19 protein-coding genes are annotated in these 24,199 nt (G+C 35.8%); 14 read left to right on the top strand and 5 right to left on the bottom strand.

Going from position 1 to position 24,199, the window contains the following annotated elements; all coding sequences use genetic code 11:
- The first annotated feature begins 78 nt into the window (after window positions 1-78).
- Window positions 79-492, top strand: coding sequence for a hypothetical protein (locus FLA105534_RS08710; protein WP_173965679.1), 414 nt, complete (start codon window positions 79-81; stop codon window positions 490-492).
- Between the two features lie 169 nt (window positions 493-661).
- On the top strand, window positions 662-1,552 hold the full coding sequence (locus tag FLA105534_RS08705; protein ID WP_173965677.1) for a carbon-nitrogen hydrolase: 891 nt from the start codon (window positions 662-664) through the stop codon (window positions 1,550-1,552).
- 351 nt (window positions 1,553-1,903) lie between these two features.
- Here the strand turns inward: FLA105534_RS08705 and FLA105534_RS08700 are convergent, their stop codons facing one another.
- Both FLA105534_RS08700 and FLA105534_RS08695 read right to left on the bottom strand, forming a co-directional pair.
- Window positions 1,904-3,175 (bottom strand): OmpA family protein, encoded by a 1,272-nt coding sequence (locus FLA105534_RS08700; protein WP_173965676.1) that lies wholly within the window; start codon window positions 3,173-3,175, stop codon window positions 1,904-1,906.
- Window positions 3,176-3,392: 217 nt separating this feature from the next.
- On the bottom strand, window positions 3,393-4,913 hold the full coding sequence (locus FLA105534_RS08695) for a choice-of-anchor I family protein (RefSeq protein ID WP_173965674.1): 1,521 nt from the start codon (window positions 4,911-4,913) through the stop codon (window positions 3,393-3,395).
- A 230-nt stretch (window positions 4,914-5,143) separates the two neighbouring features.
- Here FLA105534_RS08695 and FLA105534_RS08690 point away from each other — a divergent pair, with 230 nt between their 5' ends.
- Window positions 5,144-6,184 (top strand): agmatine deiminase family protein, encoded by a 1,041-nt coding sequence (locus FLA105534_RS08690; RefSeq protein ID WP_173965672.1) that lies wholly within the window; start codon window positions 5,144-5,146, stop codon window positions 6,182-6,184.
- 190 nt (window positions 6,185-6,374) lie between these two features.
- Here FLA105534_RS08690 and fahA read toward each other — a convergent pair whose 3' ends face one another.
- Complete coding sequence (fahA, locus tag FLA105534_RS08685) at window positions 6,375-7,658, bottom strand: fumarylacetoacetase (protein ID WP_173965670.1); 1,284 nt, start codon at window positions 7,656-7,658, stop codon at window positions 6,375-6,377.
- A gap of 108 nt (window positions 7,659-7,766) precedes the next feature.
- Here fahA and glyA point away from each other — a divergent pair, with 108 nt between their 5' ends.
- The 4 genes from glyA to FLA105534_RS08665 all read left to right on the top strand — a co-directional run bounded on the left by glyA (window position 7,767) and on the right by FLA105534_RS08665 (window position 11,774).
- On the top strand, window positions 7,767-9,041 hold the full coding sequence (gene glyA / locus FLA105534_RS08680) for a serine hydroxymethyltransferase (protein ID WP_173965668.1): 1,275 nt from the start codon (window positions 7,767-7,769) through the stop codon (window positions 9,039-9,041).
- Between the two features lie 259 nt (window positions 9,042-9,300).
- Window positions 9,301-9,894: a tRNA-(ms[2]io[6]A)-hydroxylase gene (miaE, locus tag FLA105534_RS08675; RefSeq protein WP_173965666.1), complete on the top strand. Its 594-nt coding sequence runs from the start codon at window positions 9,301-9,303 to the stop codon at window positions 9,892-9,894.
- Window positions 9,895-10,213: 319 nt separating this feature from the next.
- Window positions 10,214-11,254, top strand: coding sequence for a GMP reductase (locus FLA105534_RS08670; protein WP_173965664.1), 1,041 nt, complete (start codon window positions 10,214-10,216; stop codon window positions 11,252-11,254).
- Window positions 11,255-11,276: 22 nt separating this feature from the next.
- Window positions 11,277-11,774, top strand: a complete 498-nt coding sequence (locus FLA105534_RS08665; protein ID WP_173965662.1) for a GNAT family N-acetyltransferase — start codon at window positions 11,277-11,279, stop codon at window positions 11,772-11,774.
- A 140-nt stretch (window positions 11,775-11,914) separates the two neighbouring features.
- On the opposite strand, the gene FLA105534_RS08660 is transcribed toward FLA105534_RS08665, so the two are convergent.
- Window positions 11,915-12,493 (bottom strand): pentapeptide repeat-containing protein, encoded by a 579-nt coding sequence (locus FLA105534_RS08660; RefSeq protein WP_173965660.1) that lies wholly within the window; start codon window positions 12,491-12,493, stop codon window positions 11,915-11,917.
- Window positions 12,494-12,826: 333 nt separating this feature from the next.
- Here FLA105534_RS08660 and aspA point away from each other — a divergent pair, with 333 nt between their 5' ends.
- The 5 genes from aspA (at window position 12,827) to FLA105534_RS08635 (ending at window position 18,405) form a co-directional block, all read left to right on the top strand.
- Window positions 12,827-14,236 carry an aspartate ammonia-lyase gene (gene aspA, locus FLA105534_RS08655; protein ID WP_173965658.1) on the top strand — a complete coding sequence of 470 codons (1,410 nt, stop codon included), beginning with the start codon at window positions 12,827-12,829 and terminating at the stop codon, window positions 14,234-14,236.
- A gap of 293 nt (window positions 14,237-14,529) precedes the next feature.
- On the top strand, window positions 14,530-15,204 hold the full coding sequence (locus tag FLA105534_RS08650) for a response regulator transcription factor (protein ID WP_017497070.1): 675 nt from the start codon (window positions 14,530-14,532) through the stop codon (window positions 15,202-15,204).
- 1 nt (window position 15,205) lies between these two features.
- Window positions 15,206-16,609 carry a sensor histidine kinase gene (locus FLA105534_RS08645; RefSeq protein WP_173965656.1) on the top strand — a complete coding sequence of 468 codons (1,404 nt, stop codon included), beginning with the start codon at window positions 15,206-15,208 and terminating at the stop codon, window positions 16,607-16,609.
- Window positions 16,610-16,686: 77 nt separating this feature from the next.
- A complete protein-coding gene (locus FLA105534_RS08640; RefSeq protein WP_173965654.1) occupies window positions 16,687-17,409 on the top strand; it encodes an adenine nucleotide alpha hydrolase family protein in 723 nt (240 codons plus the stop codon).
- A gap of 48 nt (window positions 17,410-17,457) precedes the next feature.
- The gene (locus FLA105534_RS08635) at window positions 17,458-18,405 is read left to right on the top strand and encodes a bestrophin family protein (RefSeq protein ID WP_173965652.1); all 948 of its coding nucleotides are present in this window, start codon (window positions 17,458-17,460) and stop codon (window positions 18,403-18,405) included.
- Between the two features lie 212 nt (window positions 18,406-18,617).
- Here FLA105534_RS08635 and FLA105534_RS08630 read toward each other — a convergent pair whose 3' ends face one another.
- Window positions 18,618-20,036: an aminotransferase-like domain-containing protein gene (locus FLA105534_RS08630; RefSeq protein WP_173965650.1), complete on the bottom strand. Its 1,419-nt coding sequence runs from the start codon at window positions 20,034-20,036 to the stop codon at window positions 18,618-18,620.
- Between the two features lie 103 nt (window positions 20,037-20,139).
- Here FLA105534_RS08630 and FLA105534_RS08625 point away from each other — a divergent pair, with 103 nt between their 5' ends.
- Both FLA105534_RS08625 and FLA105534_RS08620 read left to right on the top strand, forming a co-directional pair.
- Complete coding sequence (locus FLA105534_RS08625; RefSeq protein WP_173965648.1) at window positions 20,140-21,057, top strand: EamA family transporter; 918 nt, start codon at window positions 20,140-20,142, stop codon at window positions 21,055-21,057.
- Between the two features lie 780 nt (window positions 21,058-21,837).
- Window positions 21,838-24,096 (top strand): acyl-CoA dehydrogenase family protein, encoded by a 2,259-nt coding sequence (locus FLA105534_RS08620; RefSeq protein WP_173965646.1) that lies wholly within the window; start codon window positions 21,838-21,840, stop codon window positions 24,094-24,096.
- The last annotated feature ends 103 nt before the right edge of the window (window positions 24,097-24,199 follow it).

The following is a 24,199-nucleotide window of genomic DNA, read 5'->3' as shown; positions in this document are numbered from 1 at the left end:
AGAATTAACAAATTTAAAAAGCAACCATCGCAACCTAATGACATCTTCATAGTAATTAACAATTAATTATTATTTTATATGAAAAGTTTTAAATTTAAATCAGTTTTTGTAGTATTATTTTTATCAACAGTGTTTATTTCTTGCAGTAACGATAATGATGCACCAAGTATTCCTGAATCAATTACTAAGGTTGCTTTGGTTACGGAAGTGAAAGGTCCTGCAACTGGAAAGGTTAATGAGGAGTTAAGCTATGATGTAACTTTTGTTGTAGATAACGCTTGTGGGGAATTCAGTAAAATTAGCGAAGTGACCATTGGCGGAGTAAAAGGATTGCAAGTGGAAGCAAAATACCCAACAGGACCTTGTACGATGCAGGTTCCGGATCCTAAAAAGACAGTTTTTAAGTATAAATCGGCAAGCAAAGGAACTTTCGAAATTAAATTCAAAAAATCAGAAACGGAATTCATAACTACAAAAGTGGTTATTGAGTAATTAAGTATTGAGTTTATAAAACACATTTGTAGGAAGCCATTTTGTGGGTATTTGATTTTAACTGAATCGGATATTTGTAAAATGGTTTTCTTTTTTACATGAGGTGGTACATAACACCTCTTTGCCATTCCTCTAAAAATTACTATTTTTGCACTCTAAATTTTATGTCATGCCGAAAAGAAAGTATAAAATAGCCGTAATTCAGTTAAATCTGAATGATGTTGCGGAAAATAATCTTAAAAAATGTATCAGCTGGGTAAAAGATGCTGCCAATAAAGGAGCTGAAGTAATCCTGTTGCCTGAATTGTATAGCAGTCATTATTTTTGTCAAAGCGAAGATGTAGATAATTTTGCTTTAGCCGAACCACTTTACAGTACTTCGTTTGTTGCTTTTAGTGCCCTGGCAAAAGAATTAGGAGTGGTAATTATTGTTCCATTTTTCGAAAAAAGAATGGCAGGAATTTACCATAACAGTGCTTACATCATTGATACGGATGGAACAGAAGCTGGTTTATACCGTAAAATGCACATTCCGGACGATCCGCATTTCTATGAAAAGTTCTATTTCACACCGGGTGACTCAGGTTTTCAGGCTATTGAGACTAAAAAAGGAAAAATCGGAACACTTATTTGCTGGGATCAATGGTATCCGGAAGCAGCACGTATTACTGCCTTAAAAGGAGCTGAGGTTTTATTTTACCCAACAGCTATTGGATGGCATCCAAAAGAAAAAGAAGAGTATGGAGTAAATCAATACGGTGCATGGATGAACGTAATGAAAGGCCATGCTGTTGCTAATGGTGTTTTTGTTGCCGCTGCAAACCGCATTGGATTAGAAAAATATATTGAAGGAACAGAAGGAATTCAGTTTTGGGGAGCTTCGTTTATTGCAGGACCTCAAGGTGAGATTTTAGCACAGGCTTCTCACGATCAGGAAGAAATTCTAATTGCTGAAGTTGATTTGGATTTGCAGGAAAATGTACGTCAGAACTGGCCATTTTTCAGAGACCGAAGAATTGATGCTTTTGGCGATATTACCAAAAGAGCAATTGATCAATAAGTAAAAAATACATTTATATAAAGACAAAGAAGTAGAGGCTGTTTAATTTTAAACAGCCTCTTTTGTTTTTTTAGCAGAGACAATATTGTTTTAAATTTCAGCTTTAATTCTACGCGGATGAAACGGATTTACGTCGTAAAAACACGGATAAACACAGATTTTTTTCCTCGTTTAAAGAGTTTAAAATTTCAAAATCTGTTTTGATCAGCGTCTTCGCGATAGCGAATCCGTTTTATCCGCGTTGAAACAAGACGTAGAATATTAAAATGGCCTTTTGACCATAAGTATTTATATGCAAAAAAGACTGTTTAAAAAATTAAACAGTCTCTTTTTATACTAGCTTAGAATTGTTTATTTCACTTGGAAAGTAACTCTTCTTACGATTTGACGGGCTTCTTTAGATTTTTTGTTCACAGAAGCATCTTCACCGTTAGCAATTACATTTAATCTTGAAGCATCAATTCCTGCATTGGTTGCGATTTTTTTCACAGCTTCAGCTCTTTTTCTTGATAATTCAGTATTGTAACTTGAGTTTCCAATTTCATCTGCGTATCCAATAATATCTGCTGATTTACCAGGATTGTTTTTAAGGTATTTCACTAAGAAATCAACACCAGATAGAGAAGTATTGGTTGGTTTAGAAGAATTGAAATCAAAGTATACATTTACATACCCTCCGTTAATTAATTCTTCAACCGTTTTGTTTGTTGGAGCTGTTGCTTCGCTGCCTTTTTTAGCATACGTTTTATCTAAATAGCTTTCTAATTCATCCGGAACACCATTTTGATTAGTATCTATAGATTGACCTTTTGTATTTACGGCAACTCCAGAGATTGTGTTAGGCTCTAAGTCATACAAATCAGCAACACCATCTTTATCAGTATCAATAAGATTAGTCTCAATAGTAGTAACTCGGTCTTCTAACTTGTTTAGTCTTTCATTGTCTTCAGAATACCAGTCAGCATGTTTTTGGTTTTTACCTAAGTAAAAAGTCAAACCAACAGAAGCGTTTAACATTACACCATCTAATGAACCGGTAGCTGGGACTCCTTTTCCATCAAAATTGTGATTTTGTCTTCCGTTAACAATACCTGTAAGATCTCCCGTTAAAGCAATTCTGTTGCTTAATTTAACTTGACCTGTTAAACCCATAATTCCATGAGCCATGTAATCTTTACCGTCAAAACCTTTATCGCTGCTTAATTGCGAAACACCAAAACCTCCATGTGCTAATAAACCGAAAGTATTAGTCCATGTTTCAAAGTTTAAAGCTCTTCCAAGATTAATAACCCCTTGTAAACTTGCTCTGTAGTATTTACTGTCAAATTCGGGAGTGTCATTACGTTCCTTAAATTGATCGTATCCAACATCCAGTTTCAAACCAAACTTAGGATTAAACATGTATCTTACCCCTAAATCTGCGTGAAACGGACTAACTGATTCTGTTGAATAACCAGGTGTCATTGCTCTCATAGGTTTGTTTAGACCACCATTCAATTCTATAGACCATTTATTATAAGCGGGTTTGTCAATTGAAGGCTGTGTCGATGTCGTTGCCATGTTTTGTGCGCCGGCGGCGATTGATAGTAGTAAAAGTGATACTGAAGCTAATTTCTTTTTCATGATATCCAAATTTTAGTTTAATATGATTATTGAGTTTTAATTTTTAAACTCAGGACAAAATTATACTACGAAATTTAGATAGTGTTCTATTTGCTCTTACATAATTCCCATCTTTTGGGTTTTAATTATGTAAATACGTTAATAGAATCAAAATATTTCGACAAAAAAAAGGGCAAAATTTAAATTTTGCCCTTTTTTGAATCTGTAAATGTGAAAGTTATTTTAAATCTGGCTGGTATATTTTTACCGTTCCATCTCCCTCACTACTAACAACTAACAAACTTCTTTTCGTCGGACTTTTAGAAGCCGGAATGAAAAGTACACCTTCTGGAGCATCGCCCGTTTTCACTGTTTGTAAATATTGTGGAGAATTTGGGTTTGTTACATCATAAGTCATAAAAGCATCTGATCTTTCTAAACCAACAAACAAAATATTTTGAGATCCCATTTTAGCAACAACCACAGCTTCAGGCTCAGAACCCTTGTCGTCACTACGTTTGTCATCATAAGTTCCAAGTTCGTTTGTTTTTTTATCAACATCATTTTTACTGTCGTAAACAATTTTTCCCGTATTTCCGTTCCAGATTGAGAAAGAACGACCTCCGAAAGCTACTATTTCGTCCAGGTCACCGTCACCATCAGAGTCTCCCATATCTGTGATAAGGTTTAGTCTTCCTAGATTGGTTTCCAGTTTTAAGGCGGCAGCATCAGGAAAAGTAGTTGCGTCAAGCTTCATGTCTTTCATTCTTTTAATATCCGAATAAGCGGCATATTCTCGGGCATCACCTTCGTTGGCGGTCACAAAATAAGGGACATTATTGGCAGAAAAGTGACTAATCGCATCCGGCATAAACATTCCTTTTACCTTCCATGGATTAAAAGCAATCTTATCATCTTTATCACTTACATCAATTGCGTTTTCAGCGGTATTGAAGTTTTTAAAACCTAACGGATAAAGAGCTGTAATGGTTTTTGAAGTTAAATCTACTTTGGCAACACCATTATTTTCCTGTAAAGTAATCCAGGCTGTTTTAGAATCATCAGCTATAGTGATGTACTCAGGTTCGATATCCTGAGCAAAACTCTTAGCAAATTTTGAAATTCTGAAACCATCTTTCTTCAAAGTTTCGGCCTGACTACTAAACGAACTAAAATCTAAAGTTGTAACAGTATAAGTCGCTGTTTCGATAATAGAAATTGTTCCGTTTGGATCTTGGGAATAATCCGTATTAGGTTCTCCTTCATTGGCGGTCATAATATATTTTCCGTCCGGCGAAAAAGTAATCATATCCGGTAATGCGCCAACGGTAATTTGTTTGATTAAGCTATAATCGTTGGTGTTGAAAATAACAACTTTTCCATTTCCCTGTTTGTTTACTGTCGATTCTAAAGCAACAGCCAGTTTTCCGTCGTAAACCGCAACACTATTAGAAGCACCTTCGTACGGAGTTAGATCGATTTTACCAATTTTAACGGGTTTTGTAGGATCGGAAATATCAATGACATCAATTTGATTCGTTCCGCTATTGTTTACTGTAAAAAGTCTTTTTGTTTTTTCATCGTAGGCCGAAATTTCTGCGGCTGCTTCTCCACCAATGGTTATAGAACCAATTTCTTTGAAAGACCCAGGATTTTCGTTTACCACGACTTCAGGTTCCTGGTTGTTTGAAGTTTCATCATTATTACAGCTTGCCATAACAAATAAAGCAGTTAATAATGAAAGGCTTAAATTTTTCATTGTTGTGTTTTTTAGTTTTGCCAAATGTAATTAGCAGATCCTCGTCTTATATTAAGGCTTTATTATTTAATCTTTAACTTAATCTATTAATTAGATTATTAAATCAATCAGATAATTATCAGATTATTACATGGCCGGATTGTCTAATTATCCAATAATCCAATTGTCACATTGTCTAATTTTCACATTATCTCATTATCTTTGTACACTTTCAAATTTAGAACCTTTTTATGTCAACAAATAATAGAAGATTTCCTGCGGAATGGGAGAAGCAACAAGGAATTGTATTGTGTTTTCCGCATAACGGAAACGACTGGCCGGGAAAATACGAAGCTGTTCAATGGGCTTTTGTAGAATTTATTAAAAAAGTAGCCACTTTTGAAACCGTTTTTTTGGTTGTAGCCGATGAAAAACTAAAAGAAAAAGTAGGCGAAATGCTGGAGAGAGCACGTGTAAATTTAACGAATGTTTCTTTCATTATTCATAAAACTAATAGAAGCTGGATGCGTGATTCCGGACCAATTATTGTACAAAATGGATCGAAAAGAGAAGCATTGAATTTTAATTTTAACGGATGGGCTAAGTATAAAAATTACCAACTGGATAAATTTGTTCCTTCTAAGATAGCTGATTTTATTGATGTGCCACTTACACAGGTAACGTATAAAGGAAAACCTGTGATTGTAGAAGGTGGTGCAATTGATGTAAACGGAAAAGGAACATTACTGACTTCAGAAGAATGTTTGATGCATCCTACTATTCAGGTTCGAAATGAAAATTTCACCAAAGAAGATTATGAGGCTGTTTTTAAAGAATATCTCGGAGTTACCAACGTAATATGGTTGGGGGACGGAATAGAAGGAGATGACACACATGGACATATTGACGATTTGTGCCGATTTGTAAACGAAGATACAATTGTAACAATTGTAGAAACAGACAAAAACGATTCGAATTATAAACCTTTGCAAGACAATTTAAAACGTTTGCAAAACGCAAAACTAGAGGACGGAAAATCTCCAACTATAGTTGCATTGCCAATGCCAAAGCGTGTAGACTTCGAAACTTTAAGATTACCGGCTAGTTATGCTAATTTCCTGATTTTGAATAATTGCGTTTTGGTTCCTACTTTTAACGACAGTAATGATCGCGTCGCTTTAAATATACTTTCGGAATGTTTTCCTGATAGAGAAGTGATCGGAATAAGTTGTATCGATTTTATCTGGGGATTTGGAACATTACACTGTTTGAGTCAGCAGATTCCGGCTTAATTCTTTGAATTTTAAAAGCCCGCATTCGTGCAGTTTTTCTTGCTAGAGATTGAACGGATTTTTACAGATTGTAAGAAATCATTTTTAATCCTTTTAATCTGTGGCAGGAAGAAAAATAAACATAAAAAAACCTTGTTAGCTGTCTAACAAGGTTTTTTGCTTATATATCTTCCGATATGGCAGTATCTCTTCATTGTCTCACGTACGGAGGTAGTAATTGGCTTGAAACTTCTCCAAAACCAATACGCACTTCGTTGCTTTCGCAGAAACCTCTGATAATTACTGTATCTCCATCTTCAATAAATTTGCGCTCACCACCGTCATTTAGTGTTATTGGGTTTTTTCCTCCCCAAGTAAGTTCTAACATTGAACCAAAACTGTCGGGAGTTGGGCCAGAAATAGTTCCGGAACCCATCATATCGCCAGAATTCACGCGACATCCGTTTGAGGTATGGTGTGTTAGCTGCTGGGCCATAGACCAATACATATATTTGAAGTTAGATTTTGAAATTACAGTTTCTTCATGGTTTTCAGGCTTCAAAGAAACTTCTAAGTGAATGTCAAAAGCTTTTTTTCCTTTGGTTTGTAAATAAGGAAGCGGGGTAGGATCTTGCTTAGGTCCTTTGGTTCTAAAAGGTTCTAAAGCATCCATTGTTACAATCCACGGTGAAATTGAAGTAGCAAAGTTTTTTGCTAAAAAGGGGCCAAGTGGAACATATTCCCATTTTTGCATATCACGTGCACTCCAGTCGTTTAGTAAAACCATTCCGAAAATATAGTCTTCGGCTTCAAAAGTAGAGATGTTTTCTCCCATTATGTTTACGTCTGTAGTGATGAAAGCAGTTTCTAATTCAAAATCTACTAAACGAGAAGCACCAAATACGGGAGTATCATGTCCGGCAGGTAAAGTTTGTCCCATAGGGCGGTGTACCGGAATTCCGGACGGAACAATTGTTGAGCTTCTTCCATGATATCCTACCGGAATGTGCAACCAGTTAGGTAATAAAGCGTTTTCTGGATCACGGAACATTTTACCAACGTTCGTTGCATGTTCTTTACTGGAATAGAAATCCGTATAATCACCAATTAACACAGGCAATTGCATTTCGACATCATCAATTTTGAAAATAACGATATCGCGGTCTTTTGCTGAATCTCTAAGTTGTGGATTGGTTTCGTCGAAAATATCAGCGATACGATTTCGAACGAGTCGCCATGTTTTTTTCCCATCAGAAATAAAATCATTTAGAGTGTCCTGCATGAACATATCATCTGTTAAATCTATTCCTGCAAAATAGTTTAATTGTTGTAAAGCTCCTAAATCTATAGCGTAATCGCCAATTCTTGTTCCTACAGTAACGACATTTTCTTTGGTAAGAAATACACCGAATGGAATATTTTGAATAGGGAAGTCGCTATTTTCTGGTACTTCTAACCATGATTTTCTTTTAGTATCGTTGGCGGTTATTGGCATGTGAATGTTAATTATTTGTTGAAAAATTCTATGTCAAATATATCATAATCTAACAGTTTGGCAAACGTTTTTTTGTATTTTTGCAGGAAATTAACGAAAATCAAAAAAATGCAACGCGACGAACAAATTTTTGACCTTATACTAGAGGAACAAGACAGACAAATTCACGGATTAGAACTTATCGCTTCAGAGAATTTTGTAAGTGATGAGGTAATGGAAGCAGCTGGTTCTGTTTTAACTAACAAATATGCTGAGGGATATCCAGGCAAAAGATACTACGGAGGATGCGAAGTAGTAGACGTAATTGAGCAAATTGCAATTGACAGGGCCAAAGAATTATTTGGAGCTGAATATGCGAACGTTCAGCCACACTCAGGATCTCAGGCTAATACATCAGTTTACCATGCATGTTTAAATCCTGGTGATACTATTTTAGGTTTCGACTTATCTCATGGAGGTCACTTAACTCACGGTTCTCCAGTAAACTTCTCAGGTCGTTTGTACCGTCCTGTTTTTTACGGTGTAGACGCTGAAACTGGTCGTTTAGATTATGATAAAATTCAGGAAATTGCAACTAAAGAACAACCAAAATTAATCATCGCTGGAGCTTCGGCTTATTCACGTGATATGGATTTTGCACGTTTCAGACAAATTGCTGACAGTGTAGGAGCGATCTTGTTTGCGGATATTTCTCACCCTGCAGGTCTTATTGCTAAAGGATTAATGAATGATCCGATTCCACATTGTCATATTGTTTCTACAACTACTCATAAAACATTACGTGGACCACGTGGAGGTTTGATTTTAATGGGGAAAGATTTTGAAAACCCACAAGGATTAAAAACTCCAAAAGGAGAAATCAGAATGATGTCTTCTTTATTAGATCTTGCTGTTTTCCCAGGAAATCAAGGAGGGCCTTTAATGCACATCATTGCTGCTAAAGCAGTAGCTTTTGGTGAAGCGCTGAAAGATGAGTTCTTTACTTATGCGATGCAATTGCAGAAAAATGCAAACGCTATGGCTGATGCTTTCGTAAAAAGAGGATACAACATTATTTCTGGAGGTACAGATAACCACATGATGCTTATTGACTTAAGAAATAAAGGGATTTCTGGTAAAGAAGCTGAAAATGCATTAGTAAAAGCAGAAATTACAGTAAATAAAAATATGGTTCCATTTGATGATAAATCACCATTTGTAACCTCAGGAATCCGTGTTGGAACAGCTGCAATCACTACTCGTGGTTTAGTTGAAGAAGATATGGAAACTATTGTTGCTTTAATCGATAAAGTTCTTACAGATCATACAAATGAAGCTGTTATCGAGGAAGTGGCAAACGAAGTAAATGAAATGATGAGCGAAAGACCAATTTTCGTATACTAATAAAGTTTCAGGCTTAAAAGTTTCAAGTTTAAAGTTTTGTACTGTGAAAAGTATAGAACTTTAAACTTTTTTTAGTTCTGGGGAGTAAGTTGAAATGGGAAAAAAAGTTTCATGTTTCAAGTTTCAGGTTTTGTACCTTAAAAGATATAGGGCGTTACATCTTTTTAGTTCTGAAAAGCAACCTGAAACCTGAAACAAAGAAAACCTGAAACAAAGAAAACCTGAAACAAAGAAAACCTGAAACAAATAAAACAAAAAAATGGGCGTACTAAGATTACAACTGCCAACAGACCCGAGATGGGTAAATATCGTTGAGAAAAATATTGAGGAAATCTTGACAGATCATGCCTGGTGTGAGCAAAAAGCAGCAACAAATGCCATCACGATTATCACAAACAATTCTGAACACCAGGATTTGGTACAGGATTTATTGGCTTTGGCCAAAGAAGAAATTGATCATTTTGAGCAGGTGCATAACATCATCATTAAAAGAGGATTGAAGCTAGGACGCGAGCGTAAAGACGATTATGTAAACGAACTGTATCAGTACATGAAGAAAAGCGGAGACGGTAGTCGAGTTTCAGGACTGGTTGAAAGGCTGCTTTTTTCGGCGATGATCGAGGCCAGAAGCTGTGAGCGTTTCAAGGTTTTGTCTGAAAATATTCAGGACGAAGAACTGGCTGTTTTTTACAGAGAGTTAATGGAAAGCGAAGCCGGACATTATACCACTTTTATTACTTATGCCAGAAAATATGGTGTGGGAATTGATGTTGAAAAGCGTTGGAGAGAATGGCTGGCCTACGAAGAATCTATCATTACAAACTACGGAAAAGGAGAGACTATTCACGGGTAGATTTTTTAGTTTACGGTCTCAGTCTCAGTCTCAGTCTCAGTTTACAGTCACAGTTTGCATTTAATATTTTGCAGTTTAGTATTTCAGTTTGATTTTTAGCAGTCAGTTTTTACGTTTGTCACTTTGAGCGAAGTCGAAACGCTTTCCAATTGGAAAACTTTACGAATTGCTGCGAAACAAAAAATCTGTTCTAATCGGCGTCTTTGTTTTAGCGAATCCCTGTCATTCCTATTCAAATAATCAAACAGTTTTATAACTTAAAACCTAGAATCGGCAATCTAAAATTCCTTACATTTGAAAGTAACGAAAATTGAAAATCATGAGAATAGAAACTGATCTGAAATTAGGGTTTAAAGATGTAATGATTCGGCCTAAAAGATCTACACTAAAAAGCAGATCTGAAGTCTCTTTAGAGCAAAATTTTAAGTTTTTGCACAGTACTGTGTCCTGGTTCGGGATTCCGATTATGGCAGCAAATATGGATACTGTGGGGACTTTTGAAATGGCTAAAGTTTTAGCAAAAGAAAAACTTTTTACAGCAATTCACAAACATTATTCTTCGCAGGAATGGACGGATTTTTTAAAAGATGTTACTCCGGATTTTTATGATTATATTGCCATTAGTACCGGAACAGGAAAAGAAGACTTTGCAAAAATAAATCAAATTATTACTGAGAATCCTTTACTGAAATTCATTTGTATTGATGTTGCGAATGGTTATTCAGAACATTTTGTGCAGTTTCTAAAACAAACCCGTAAACAATATCCGGACAAAGTGATTATTGCCGGAAATGTGGTTACCGAAGAAATGGTTGAAGAATTATTATTAGCAGGTGCCGACATTGTAAAGGTTGGTATTGGACCCGGTTCTGTTTGTACCACGCGGGTGAAAACAGGCGTAGGTTATCCCCAGCTTTCTGCCATTATTGAATGTGCTGATGCTGCTCATGGCTTAGGAGGACATATTATTAGTGATGGTGGCTGCAGTACACCGGGAGATGTGGCAAAAGCATTTGGTGCCGGATCAGATTTTGTAATGTTGGGTGGAATGCTAGCAGGACACACAGAAAGCGGTGGAGAGATGATCGAAGTAAACGGGAAGAAATTCAAACAGTTTTACGGAATGAGTTCTACAACGGCCATGGACAAACATGTTGGGGGTGTAGCAGAATACAGAGCAAGTGAAGGTAAAACAGTACAGGTGCCTTTTAAAGGGCGGGTTATAAATACAATATTGGACATTTTGGGTGGTTTGCGAAGTAGTTGTACCTATGTAGGTGCTTCACGACTAAAAGAACTTACCAAACGTACTACTTTTATAAGGGTAAGTGAGCAGGAAAATCAGGTTTTTACAAATTAATAATAGCATTTTAAAATAGAATATGATTACAATTTCAGAAGCTGCAATAAGCGATATTAAACAAATTCAGAAGATAGTACACATAACATGGCCGATTACATACGGTGAAATCCTGACAAAAGAACAATTGGCTTATATGTTGGATCTTTTTTACTCTGACGAAGCTTTAACAGGTCAGTTAGTTAAAAAAGAGCAATTGTTTTATATGATTGATGAAGAAGAAACCAATATAGGATTTATCGGAATTGAACACAATTATAAAGGGAAGGCAGTAACTAAAATTCATAAAATCTATCTTTTGCCCGAAACTCAAGGAAAAGGAATCGGTAAAAGAGTTATTGAAGAAATTGAAAAACTTGGATTAGAGCATAATTCTCAGGCATTATCCTTAAATGTTAACCGATTTAATACGGCTTTGGGTTTTTATAAAAAGATAGGTTTCGAAATTATCGGAGAGGTAGATCTTGATATTGGAAACGGTTATTTGATGGAGGATTATGTAATGGAGAAAAAATTCTAGAATTGAACTATATACTCTTTTGGAAGTGAGATGTAAGTTGTGAAATGTGAAATGTGAAATGTAAACTGTTAGATGTGAATTGTTAGATGTGAACTGTTAGATGTGAACTGCGACTGCGACTGAGACTGAAAACTACAACATCAGCTCACAATCACATCATGTTTAAACAACAAACCTTTCAATTCTTTTAAAGCAAAAATGGCTTTCTTAAGCTTCGTTTTTGATGGATCAATTGTATAATTATAACTCGTTTTAAAATCGGCTTTGTTGGCAATAGCTCTATCAAACTCGGAGCGGTATAAATCGCAATTGTCAAAAATAACATTGGTTAAATCCGCCGCCATAAAATCGACTGCAATTAAACTGCAATTGACAAATGGAGTTCCCTTTATTTTTAAAGTATAAAATTTTGAAAAATCCAAAATGCAATCAGTAAAACTGACTTCAAAAATCAGTTTGTCACACATTGCGAAGTTTACGTCTTTAATTTCACATCGATTAAAAGAAGCAGTTCTAAAAGCAACATAATTAATCTTTGCTTCGCTAAAAATGCAGTCATTAAAAACACAATCAATAAAAGTAACGGCTAAAAAAGTGCAGTCCGAAAAATTACAATTATTGAAAACACAACATTCAAAATCCTTAAAATTGACATCATCTCTACCGTAAATAATGGTATTGTATTCTTTATCAAGGAAATATTGGGATTCTTTTTTCAAGGTGATTTTTAGAGATAGTTTTGAAGGTGAAAAGATACTAATTATACCTTATAGTATGAAATGAGTACTTTAAATAATTTGGAACGTGTCGTATTGTTTTTATGCCGTAGAAAACAGCAGATTATCATTTTTTATTACATGTAACTGCTAGTCTTTTTTTGTGTTGTTTTTTATGAATTTGATATTTTTTGATTCTTAAAATGACAAGTGTTTAATTTTAGGGGCCAATTTTAAGAAAACCTTAGCAGTATTTGATTTGAAATATTTTCTTTTAAGGGTAATTTAACGTAGCTTTACACTGTTTTTTAACGTTAAACGTAACAATTTATATATATGGGATCAACAAGAAAAGAGCATGATTTTTTAGGGGAATTAGATATTCCAAATCATCTATATTATGGTATCCAGACCTTCAGAGCAGTAGAGAATTTTAATATCACAGGAATTCCTATTTCAAAAGAACCTTTATTCATCAAAGCATTAGGTTATGTAAAAAAAGCGGCAGCTTTGGCCAACAAAGATTGTGGCGCATTAGACGCTAAAATAGCCGAAGCAATTTGTTATGGAAGTGATCAGGTAATTGCCGGTAAATTTGATCAGGAATTTGTAAGCGATTTGATTCAGGGTGGAGCCGGAACTTCGGTGAACATGAACGCTAACGAAGTAATCGCTAATATTGGTTTAGAATATTTAGGACATAAAAAAGGAGATTATAACTTCTTACACCCAAACAATCACGTAAACTGTTCTCAGTCTACTAATGACGCTTATCCATCAGCTTTTAGAATTGCACTTTATCTGAAAATAGAAAGTTTTATTAAAACTTTAGAAGGCCTTGAAGTAGCATTTGCTGCAAAAGGAGAAGAGTTTAAAAGTGTTCTGAAAATGGGAAGAACACAATTGCAGGATGCTGTTCCTATGACTTTAGGGCAAGAGTTTAATTCTTACGCTACTACTATTGGAGAAGATGTTAGAAGATTAAGAGATGCTCAGAGTTTGGTTTTAGAGATCAATATGGGAGCAACAGCTATCGGAACAAGAGTAAACGCACCGGAAGGATACCCTGAAATTTGTGTAAACTACTTAGCAAAAGAAGTTGGAATTCCGTTAACCCTTTCTCCTGATTTAATTGAAGCTACTGTAGATACTGGAGCTTATGTTCAAATCATGGGAACATTGAAAAGAACGGCCGTTAAAATTTCTAAAATCTGTAACGATTTACGATTGTTGAGCTCAGGACCAAGAACAGGATTCAACGAAATCAATTTGCCTGCACGTCAGCCGGGATCTTCTATCATGCCAGGGAAAGTAAACCCGGTAATTCCGGAAGTGGTAAATCAGACTTGTTTCTATGTAATTGGACAGGATTTAACCGTAACGATGGCTGCTGAAGCAGGGCAGTTGCAGTTAAATGTGATGGAGCCAGTAATTGCTTTTGCAATGTTTACTTCATTAGATTATCTTTCAAACGCAATTCAGACTTTAATTGATAAGTGTATTGTGGGAATCACTGCAAATGAGGCTCACTGCTACAATATGGTAATGAACAGTATTGGTATTGTAACACAATTGAATCCAATTTTAGGGTATGAAGAAAGTGCTAGTATTGCAGGTGAAGCTTTGAAATTAAATAAAAGTGTACATCAGATTGCGGTGATTGAAAGAAAATTAATCACACAAGAAAAATGGGACGAAATTTATTCCTTGGATAATTTAATCAACCCAAAATTCATTACGAAATAAGAGAATTACTCTTCGTTTATACAAAGCCGACATTGTTTTAATGCCGGCTTTTTTTATGGAGTAAATATTAGCTTTATTATTCTATACAAATTAGATTAAGGCAATATTGTCTTAATTTTAAGAACCGGTACAGCAACCTTTAAAAAGCATTTCTGTAAAAAAGCAATTCTTCGAAGTTGCTTTTTTTTGAGGAAAATATAACCTATTGTTCATAATTAAATCATAATTTATAACTATTGTGATTTATATTTTTAAAGTCAATCCCTATTTTTGCTGTTCATACCTGAACTAAGATGAAATTACTTATAGTAGAAGACGAACCAAATCTTTTGTCCATTTTAAGAAAAGGATTTGCCGAAAACAATAATGAAGTAAGTGTGGCTCTGGATGGCAGAACTGCTCTCGAAATGATCCATAATTACAATTTTGATGTTGTTGTTTTAGACGTAATGCTTCCCGATATTAACGGAATTGAGATTTGCAGAAGACTTCGCGCAAGTAAGAATTTTGTTCCGGTATTGTTATTAACCGCTCTTGGAACTTCAGAGAATATTGTTACGGGGCTTAATGCCGGTGCTGACGATTATTTGGTAAAACCATTTAAATTTGGAGAACTTGATGCCAGAGTAAATGCGTTGCACCGTAGAGCTCATCAGGATACCGAAAAGGTAGACACTATAACCATTGGCGATTTAGAAATAAATGGCCGTGCTAAAACCGTGAAAAGAGAAGGAGAATCGATCATCCTGACAGCCAAAGAATTTAAATTGTTATATTATTTGGCTAAAAATAGCGGACGCATCGTTTCCCGAGATCAGATTTTAGATAATGTCTGGGATATTAATTTTGATATGAACACCAATGTTGTCGATGTTTACATCACCTATTTAAGAAAAAAAATCGATAAACCTTTTGAAACCAAACTTATCCATACCATGAAAGGTTTAGGGTATGTTATACAGCCATAAAATGGATATAAGAAAAAAAATAACTTACACTTATGTAGCCTTGTCGAGCTTTAGTACATTACTTCTATGTATTGTTGTTTTTGTTCTATTCAGAGAAAATAATCGTTATCATTTCTTAAAAAGACTGGAAGACAGAGCCAAAATCGTAGCATCTATCCATTTTCAGAATGATCCCGAAAAAATAAAATACTACAGTAATCTTAAAAAAAACGGCCTCGAAGAACTTATAGAAGAAGAAGAGTTCGTTCTTAAGATAAACAGTGCCAATAGTTTTGATTACAATACAAATCTGAATTTACCGAATGAGTTTTACACCAATATTTTAAAAACCGGAAAAGACTATTTTGAGGTAGAAAATAAGTATTATTTAGGACAGGTTTTTACAGAGAATAATCAAAAATACATTGTAATTGTGGGAGCTCGTGACCGAAAAGGGCCTACAACCACAATTTATATTTTAAAAATCATGTTGTTTGGAGGTATAGGGTTTATATTTCTGGCCTTCTTTTTGGGGCGTTTTTTAGCTAAAAGAGTGATTAACCCTGTTGCAAGAATTACCAAAGAAGTCAACAGAATTAGTGCATCCAATCTCCATAATCGCTTGCCGGAAGTCAAAAACTCAGATGAGATCTCGGATCTTACGGAAACCTTCAATGACATGCTGGACCGTTTGGAAACGTCATTCGAAATACAGGCCAATTTTATCAATAATGCATCACACGAGTTAAAAACGCCTATTACAACAATTATTGCGGAGTCGGAAATTATGCTTTTTAAAGAAAGAGAAGTTCCGGAATACATTCAGTCTCTAGAAAATATTTACAGTCAGGCTTCGCGATTAGGAAATCTGACCGAGAGTTTGTTAAAGCTTACCCAAACGGGTTACGATGGTAAAAAGCAGGTTTTGGATATTGCCAGAATCGACGAAGTTCTTATGGATGTAAAGTCGGATCTGGATAAAATTTATCCGGACAACCGCGTCAGTATCAAGCTGAACTTTGCTCCTAAAGATTCTAATTTGCTTTTAATTCCGTGCAACAAACCGCTTTTAGAGCTTGCTATTAACAACATTATTACCAATGGTGTAAAGTATTCAGATAACAATGAGGTTTTTGTAACGCTTTCTGCAAATCAGGACTGGATTAAAGTCGCCATCAACGATATAGGCATTGGTATTCCTCCGGAGGACATTCCGCATTTGTATGAACCTTTTTTTAGAGGTAAAATTGCAACTAAATATATTGGCTATGGTTTGGGGCTTCCATTGGCTTCAAAAATCATTCGCATGCATGACGGTGAGATTCAGGTGCAATCGGAGCAAAACAAAGGCACTATTGTAACTATCATCTTCAATAAAACTAACACGAAGAAAATCAACATTAAAGGTTCTAATGTTGAATCTTAGAAAATTCTAATTCCATATTAAGAGCCTTCTAATTTGCCGGGAGTTATTTTGTATGTATAAACTAAAAGAGTATACTTATGAAAAATTTCCTTATACCTACGACTTTAAAAGACGATACAATTTGCGCTGTAAAATCAGCGATTGGTCAGGCAAAAGATTCAGACTGTGAAATTATTCTGATGTTGGTTTCAGAAACTCCTGATGCCTTTTCGTCCTCTAATTTTTTACGTGAAATGCGTACCGGACTTACAGCAAGTCAGGAAGAAGTTTTAGAAACGTGCCGATATATTATTGAGCACGCACCCAATTGCAAAATAAAAGTACACAATCAATACGGACTTTCTTCTCCAATTTTTAAGCGCATTATCGATGTTTTTGCGATAAAATTGGTAGTCCTTACCAATTCTTATAAACAAGAAACCAAACGAATTCATCAATACCTTGTGCAATTAGCCGGAAACCAAAAATGCCCTATTTTGCATTTAGGTTCAGAGCAGTACAAAGAAGATTTCAATAAAGCTCTTTATATCGAAAACGGACGTGCCAATATGCATGTTAAAGATGTTCAGCAATTTTTGAACAATAATTTTTCGTTTGAGATTGTAAGCCAGACTTCCAAATTTGAAGACGACTACGAGAATTTTGCTCCCTACTTATCAGAAGCGATTTCCAAATACGATATCGATTTGCTGGTAGAAACCCGCAAAGGAGAGAAAATTCAATTCAAAAAGAATAAAAAAGAAAATATAAACGATAAACTGGGACTTCCAGTACTGTCGCTGTACGAAGAACTGGTATAAAATCTTGTTTCTTCAAAAAAAATAGAAGTTTAATTTAAACTGAAAAATATGTTATTAAAGAAAAGAATTCCAATGAGGTATGTTCTCGGGAAAATTAAAGTGGAATTGGCGCTTGTAATGACTTACACCATTTTATTTGAGATTTTTCACCATTACTTCATCAATGTTGCTATTGAAATACCAATCGCGATTCCAACAATGGTGGGTACCATTATATCCTTATTACTGGCTTTTAAATCGAATCAGGCTTATGACAGATGGTGGGAAGCGCGTATCATTTGGGGATCGATCGTAAATGAGTCCAGAACTTTGGTGCGACAAATGCTGACTTTTTATAAAGACCCGGGGTTTTCGGTAGAAGCAAATGAGTTTAAAGAAAACTTTACCAAAAGACAAATTGCGTGGTGCTACAGCTTAGGACAGGCGCTGCGTAATAAAGATGCCATAAAGCCAATTAAAGATTTAATTAGTGAAGAAGAACTGAATTTTGTGAAAAATCATCAGAATATTCCAAATGCCATATTATTGCTTCACGGTAGAGATCTTAGAATTGCTAAAAAAGAAAAACGACTAAATGCTTACCAACAAGTAGAAATTGACAACACATTATCAAGATTATGTGATGCGATGGGGAAATGTGAACGTATTAAGAATACTATTTTTCCAACCACTTACAGCATGTATATCAGAATGACTTTGTGTTTGTTCATTCTGTTATTGCCTTTCGGACTAATCAGTTTGTTAAGCTGGTTTGCTGTTCCGTTGATAACCATTATTGGAGGAACGTTCTTTTTGATTGAAAAAATGGCGATTCATTTACAGGATCCTTTCGAAAACAGACCAACAGATACACCAGTTACGGCAATTTCGAATACAATTGAAAAGAATCTGATGCAAATGTTAAACGAGTATCAAAGCGAATTTGATATTATCAAAGAGTTTGACCTTAAACCCGACTTAAAGAAAGCGGAAAACAACGCTTATTTTGTTTTATAATAAAAATTGATTTTGGTTTCTCAATTTGTTAACTGGACAACGCTTTGTTAATGCGGCTGTCCAGTTTTTTTATAGGTATTGTAACCCGTTGGTTGTGAGAAAAAAATGAGTGTGAAAAGTGAAAAGTGAAAAGTGAAAAGTGAAAAGTGAAAAGTGAAAAGTGAAAAGTGAAAAGTGAAAAGTGAAATGTGATTGCAAACTGCGACTATAAACTACTGATCAATCAATTTGCCTAAGGTTTGAATGGAGGTTCTTAGTTCATTGCTCCATGGCAGACCAAAACTCAAGCGCATACAATTTGAAAATTGATTCTGAAAAGTAAAAATTCGTCCCGGTGCAAAACTAATCTTGTGCTGCATGGCCAAATGATAAAATGCAGCCGTATCGACATTTTTATCGAGCTCAATCCAAAGAAAAAAACCTCCTTGTGGCTGACTTACTTTTGTCCCTTTTGGGAAAGACTCTAAAACTGTATTGATATAATTGCTACAATTATGATTCAGTATTTGACGTATTTTTCGAAGATGATTTTCGTATCTGCCATTTTTTAAAAAGTCACCAACTACCTGATGTGTAATGGTAGGAGTGGAGAGGGTATGATAGATTTTATTGCGCAGAATTTCTTTTTTGAATTTACCTGGTGAAACCCAGCCCACACGATATCCCGGTGCCAGCGTTTTTGAAACCGAACTGCAGCATAGTACAATTCCGCTTTCGTCGTAGGTTTTACAATTGGTTGGGCGGCTGGAGCCAAAGTACAAATCGCCGTGAATATCGTCCTCAATCAGCGGAATGTTATAAAACTCCATTAATCGAACTACTTCCTTTTTATGCTCGGTGGGCATCATGCTTCCTGAAGGATTGCTAAAGTTACTCATTAGCAAACAGAGTTTTACTTTTTTAGAAGAAAGTGCTTTTTTCAAAGCTTCCAGTTCTATTCCCGTAGTCATATTGGTGGGTAATTCCATAATATACAATCCCAGAGATTTTGCAAGCTGCAGGATGCCAAAATAAGCAGGGCTTTCGGTAATAATCGTGTCGCCTGGTTTGGTCAGCGTCATCAAACAATGTGAAATGGCACTCGTGCAGCCCGGCATAGTAATGATATCCCTTTCTGTTAAAGAACCACCCCAGGTAAAAGACCAGCGTGCAATTTCTTTTCTCAAATTAAGATTGCCCTGTACCTGCTCATAACTTGTACCACTGTTAGGGAGCTGTCGCATGGCCTGAAGCATTCCTTTGTTTAATTTAGCAATAGGAAGCAATTCGTTCGAAGGAAACCCCAAAGAAAGCATGGTAATACTCGGATCAGTCATATTACGATACACCTGATCGATTAAATCTTCTCTGTCAATATTCACACATTTTAATATAGGGCTGCTGGGAGAAGGTTCCGGAATGGTTCTGGCTGAAGTATTACTCACATAATAACCGGATTGTGGCCTAGATTCAATAAGAGACCGGCTTTCAACTTCATAATAAGCTTTGCTTACCGTGCTCATGCTGTAACCCGTTTCAGCACAGACTTCGCGTATCGATGGCAATTTATCACCAACACTTAAAACGCCCGATTTTATTTGCTTTTCAATTCGGTCTGCAAACTGCAGATACAAGTAATTTGAATTTTTCATAAAAAAAACTGTTATGGTGCAATTTACGAAAACTGTATCTGTATTGCTGTTTTATTTTTTAGAAATTTGCTTTATTCAATAACGAACCTAAAAAGAATAACTTGTGAAAACAACAAAATATTATCTAGCGGCTATTACCTGTTTCGTCATCTGGGGATTTTTTAGCTTGGCATTAAAGCCCATTCACGAGTATCCTTCTTTAGATATTTTATTCTATCGCGTTTTTAGCTGTAGTATACTGATGTTGCTGATTGCTTTTACTTTTAAAAGAAAAAGAATTAAAGAAACGATCAATACCTTTAAATCATTACCTGCCTTGGAGAGACGCAGATCACTTTTGCTGAATATTGGAGGAAGTGTATTTTTAATGGCAAACTGGTTTACATTTATTTATGTAATGAATCATGTTAGCGTAAAAGCAACCTCATTGGCCTATTTAGTTTGCCCGATTTTAACCACCTTACTGGCTTATTTTATTTTGAATGAAAAATTAAGTAAAACACAATGGATGGCTGTGGGGTTAAGCGTTTCGGGGTGTTTGCTTTTATCGTACGCCAATATTATGGACATGGTTTTTAGTATCGTGATTGGTTTTACTTATGCTTCCTATTTAGTAAGTCAGCGCATCAATAAAGGATTTGATAAATTTATAGTACTTACATTCCATATTACGTTGGCTGCATTATTTTTACTGCCATTTTACCCTGCTTACAGCGGACCAGTTCCAACGGAATTTAAGTTTTATTTCTGTATCGAAACCATTGCAATTTTGTTTACCATTTTTCCTTTGTTCTTAAATTTATATGCACTTTCGGGAATCAATTCATCAACCGTGGGAATGCTTTTAAATATCAATCCTATGATTGCATTTCTTTTGGCTATTTTCGTCTATCATGAGCCAATCGGAAGTATACAAATCGTAGCTTATAGTATTGTTTTTCTTGCTGTATTAGTTTTTAATTCACATCATCTCTTTGCTATTAGGCAAAAGATACTGCAATATCCAAAGGTTCTGAAATAACATCAGGTACTTTATGTTTTTTATTGGTTTAAAATCTAAAGTATCCGAACCTTAACTGGATGTGTAAACAGGAATGAAGAATATTCGTTCCTGTTTTTTTTTAGAATATGCACTCTTTTTTGTTTGCTTTTGCCCTTTCAGGGCAGTACTTTCCTTTAATTTAGCTCATAGTGCGTTGCACTATGCTTGTGCTTGGGCCTTCAGCCCTCTTACTATTTATATCAGACACTTATATTTTTTCTTAATTGTTGGACTATGCCAGTATTATTGGGTCTTCAGTCTTCATTATCTATTTCGGATACTTATACTTTTTGTTTAATCTAGATCATAGTGCGTTGGACTATGCCAGTATTATTGGGCCTTCAGTCTTCATTATCTATTTTGGATACTTATACTCAAAGGTTAATAATCTCTAGGGAGCAAGTAGTAGAAAACTGTCTCTCTGAAAGAGCTTCAGCTGCAGCATAGTGCGAAGCACTATGAATAATTAGGAATGATCGTTTGCGCCCTGAAAGGGCAAAAGCCTAATTCCAAAGAAAAACAATTCTCTTATTTTGTATTGCAATTTTCCAAAACAAAATTAAAATTACCACAATCTTAACAAGATATGTAAATAGGAATGAGTATTTTCATTTCTGTTTTTTTATGCAAAATACTGTGTAAAAAAGAGATTACACATTTTGTACTGATTGTAGGAATCGAAACTGATAAAAAAAGAGATTTACTGTGGTGTAATTTGTGGTAAAAAAAGCGCTTAACGGCACCTAAAACCCATGTTTTATGAAAAATACCAAACTGCATGCCTTTATCCCGTTGTTTTATTTAGTATGGTCTGATGATTTACTGACTCAAAAAGAGTTTGTTACCATTCAGAAATTTATCGATAACCTTATATGGCTTTCGCCGGAAGAGAAGCAAGAATTACTTTCAAGAGTTGATATTTCAAATCCGCCTTCGCGAAATGAACTCGCACAATGGAAATTAGATATCGAGAAAGGCATTCAGAACAAAGAAGATATAAGATCGATTTTTGATATTGCCGTAGCTCTTTCCGAAAAGGACTTGGATATTTCCAGCTTAAAAACAAGTTTTGTCCAATTAGAAAATGATCTTGGAATTTTAGGAGAAGAAGCGCTTCAGAACTTTAAAACAAAAGCAAATTCCTTCACTGCAAACTCTCAGACAAATAGTGACTTCGATATTCAAAAGATCACAGCGCTTCTAAATGGTAAGGAAGCTGCTATCATCAATCGGATAAAATTGGTGATTTCAAGACCTGAATTTGCTTATGAAACGTCGACAGATATTCATGTATATCGTCAGACGGTCTACAACTGGTGCAAGATACTGGCAGGAGAGAATCTGGGTAATATGGCATACCCCAAGCAATATGGCGGTGGAGAAAACATAGCCGATTATTTTGCGATTATGGAAACCCTAAGTTACCATGATTTGAGTTTAGTCATCAAATTTGGCGTTCAGTTTGGGCTTTGGGGCATGAGTGTTCAGTCATTAGGTACCGAAAAACATTATGCTAAATACTTAAAAGATATTGGAACGCTAAAAATACCGGGTTGTTTTGCCATGACCGAAACACATCACGGTTCTAATGTAAAAGGATTAGAAACAACCGCAACTTATTCGCACAGCAATCAAACTTTTACTATTCATACCCCAAATAAAAATGCGCAGAAGGAGTATATCGGTAATGCCGCAGTTCATGGTCAGATGGCAACTGTTTTCGCAAAACTGATCATCGACGGTCACGATTATGGTGTAAATGCATTTATCGTTCCGTTGAGAGATGCTAACGGAATGACTTTAAAAGGAGTTACGATAGGGGATTGCGGACATAAGATGGGTTTGAATGGAGTAGATAACGGAACTATTAGTTTCGATCAGGTAGTGATTCCAAAAGAAAATATGCTGGATCGTTTTGCTTCCGTCAATGATAAAGGGGAATTTGAAAGCCCGATTCCAAGTGACAACAGACGTTTTTTTACCATGCTGGGGACTTTGGTGGGTGGTCGGATTGGGATTCCTCGTTCTGCTTTGGCCGCGGCCAAATCCGGATTGACAATTGCCATTCGCTACAGCGATCAACGCCGACAGTTTGGTCCCGAAGGCGGATCGGAAGTTCCGATTTTGAATTATAGAATGCACCAGCGTCGATTGATTCCGCACTTGGCAAAAACATATGCTGTGCATTTTGCGCTGCAGTACCTCACTAATCGGTTTTTAAACAGAACTGAAGATGAAATGCAGGAAATTGAAGCATTGGCCGCAGGAATGAAATCCTATTCGACCTGGAGTACAAGAGATATACTGCAGGAATGCCGCGAAGCCTGTGGTGGAAAGGGATATTTATCTGAGAACCGCATCGATGCTTTGAAAAATGATACCGAAATTTATACCACTTTTGAAGGTGATAATACCGTTCTAATGCAACTGGTCGCCAAAAACAGGCTCTCAGAATTCAGAAAATCTTTCGGAGAAATGGGCTCGTTAGGGATTATCAATTATGTGTATGAAAATGCAAAAACGGCACTTACAGAGAAAAACCCAATTGCCACCAGAAAAACGGATGAGGAACATTTGTTGGACGCAGACTTTCATTTGCAGGCTTTTATTCACAGAGAAAAAACAATTCTAGCCTCAGCGGCACGTCGTATCAAAAAACTTGTTGATGGTGGTTTAGAACCTTATGATGCTTTTAATGTAGTACAGCATCAAATGATCGATGTTGCTCAGGCTTATTTAGAGCGAGTAGTACTGGAACAATTCCAATTGGCAATTCAATCCATAGAAGATACTAAGACAAAAGAAATACTGACAAAACTTAACCAGTTGTACGCGCTGGCACAATTAGAAAAAAACAGAGCCTGGTACCTTGAAGATGGATACATGGAAGCGGTTAAAACTAAAGCAATTCGTAAAATAGTCAATCAGCTTTGTTGGGATATCCGGCCAGATGCAGTGGCTTTGGTAAATGCTTTTGATATTCCGGAGAGTTGTCTGTCAGCACCAATTGCGGTTTAGTAGAGTGAAGAGTGAAGAGTGAAGAGTGAAGAGTGAAGAGTGAAGAGTGAAGAGTGAAGAGTGAAGAGTGAAGAGTGAAGAGTGAAGAGTGAAGAGTGAAGAG

It is taken from the genome of Flavobacterium collinsii (assembly GCF_902804485.1).
Taxonomy (GTDB): Bacteria; Bacteroidota; Bacteroidia; order Flavobacteriales; family Flavobacteriaceae; genus Flavobacterium; species Flavobacterium collinsii.
The sequence above is the reverse complement of the archived record's forward strand: the minus strand, read 5'-3'. Positions and strand labels throughout refer to the sequence as shown.